Source organism: Helicobacter valdiviensis (assembly GCF_003245365.1).
GTDB lineage: Bacteria > Campylobacterota > Campylobacteria > Campylobacterales > Helicobacteraceae > Helicobacter_D > Helicobacter_D valdiviensis.
Map to the genome: position 1 here is coordinate 1 of NZ_NBIU01000078.1, position 1,665 is coordinate 1,665.

Sequence of the window (1,665 nt, forward strand, 5' to 3'; positions counted from 1 at the left end):
TCCGCCATTGCCATTATTTGTTTCATCTAGGAAAGTATAATAGCCTCCCTCTTTATTGTAATGGATTTGTGGTTTGTTATTTTCTTCTTTAAAGAAATTTTCTACATCTTTTTTAAAAATAGTAAAGCCATCTTGCTCGTTTGAATAAGGGTGAGAATCTATTGTTCCTTTAATGATATCGCCATCACCAGCAAAGCCTATATCATCTTTTATTTCTGCAATTTGACTACCATCTGCATAATAAAGATTGATGTTAGAGAGTTCTACAACCTCTTGGTAGTAATAATCACTGGTAGCACCAAGAAATTTACCTGCAGTAGCTCCATCTCCTTTTGCTGTGATTGTGGCTTTGTCTTTAAAATGGATATAGATGTTTTTAAATGTAGATTCAACATTAATATATCCAATAAAACCACCAACACTATAACCACTTAAATTTCCTATATTGTTTAAGATGATATTTTCATGAATTCCACCAGAGGCAGCTCCAACAAAGCCACCTACACTACTACCATCAATATTTTCTATATTATTAAGCGTTATATTTGAAAATTTTTCATCTTCAATCCAGCCAGCAAATCCGCCCGCATCTTGATGGCTGCTTATGTTTTTTATGTTATTAAGGGTAATGTTAGTATAAGTTCCTCTAGCATGTCCTGTAAAACCACCTGCATGGCTTTCAGTGCCCTTAGGACTATTGATATTGTTAATATTGTTTAAAACTATATTAAAGAAATTTCCTTGAGTGCCTCCAGCAAATCCGCCTATATAATAACCTTCATTATTGAAATTATTGTTGCCTTGACTGCTAATATTATTAATATTATTCAAAGTAATATTAAAGAAAGTTCCTCCAGCACCCCCTGCAAAGCCACCTGCGAATATTCGACTATTATTTCCTATATCTACTGTTACGCTCCCACCTATATAATCCACATTAATATTTTTAAATACCCCTCCAGTATTTCCAAATATTCCAACATATCTAGGTTTATAATTTCTAGTAATTGTAGTATCTATATTAATATTCTTTAGTGTATATCCTTGTCCATCAAAGTTGGCCGTGAAAGAATTTCTATCTCCCACAATCATACTTGTATACTCATCAGTATCTATGGTTCCATTTCCATCTAAATCAATACCAAAATCAGCATAGTTTTGCCAATCTTTTCCTACTTCTCCTACTCCTTTATTTCCTTGAAAATCTATATCCCCCACCAATCTAAACTCATCTATATTTCTAATATCTCCCTTATTATTATTCCACCCATCTGCAAAATACCACCACTCTTTTGCATTTTCTCTATCACTTCCCATATTCCCTATAGTGATTGTTTTTTAAAAGGTATTTTTAGTTCCTATATGTAGCTTACCATCTGTTTCTTGATAGTCTGTAGCTTGCACGATACCACCTAAATTCCCAAAACTATAATTATCCTTAGCAAAGTTATTCATTTGTCTTTGAATATAGCCTTCTTTTAAAGCTGTAACATTGATTTTATTAGAATTTAGCTTAACACTATCAGCATCTATATAGACATAATTCCCCACTAAATGTGCATTAGAATTAGTATTGCCTACCTTTCCCCCATCTATTCTTACATTATTCCCAATCATTAAGACTTTATTAGCATTAATATTTCCTCTATTAATAATATCTCCTTG

2 pseudogenes are annotated in these 1,665 nt (G+C 32.4%); both read right to left on the reverse strand.

Annotated features, from left to right (window positions below):
* A pseudogene (locus B6S12_RS10550) lies at nt 1–1,317 on the reverse strand (hypothetical protein); the annotation flags it as partial.
* A gap of 21 nt (nt 1,318–1,338) precedes the next feature.
* Nucleotides 1,339–1,665, reverse strand: a pseudogene (locus B6S12_RS11240) (gp58-like family protein); the annotation flags it as partial.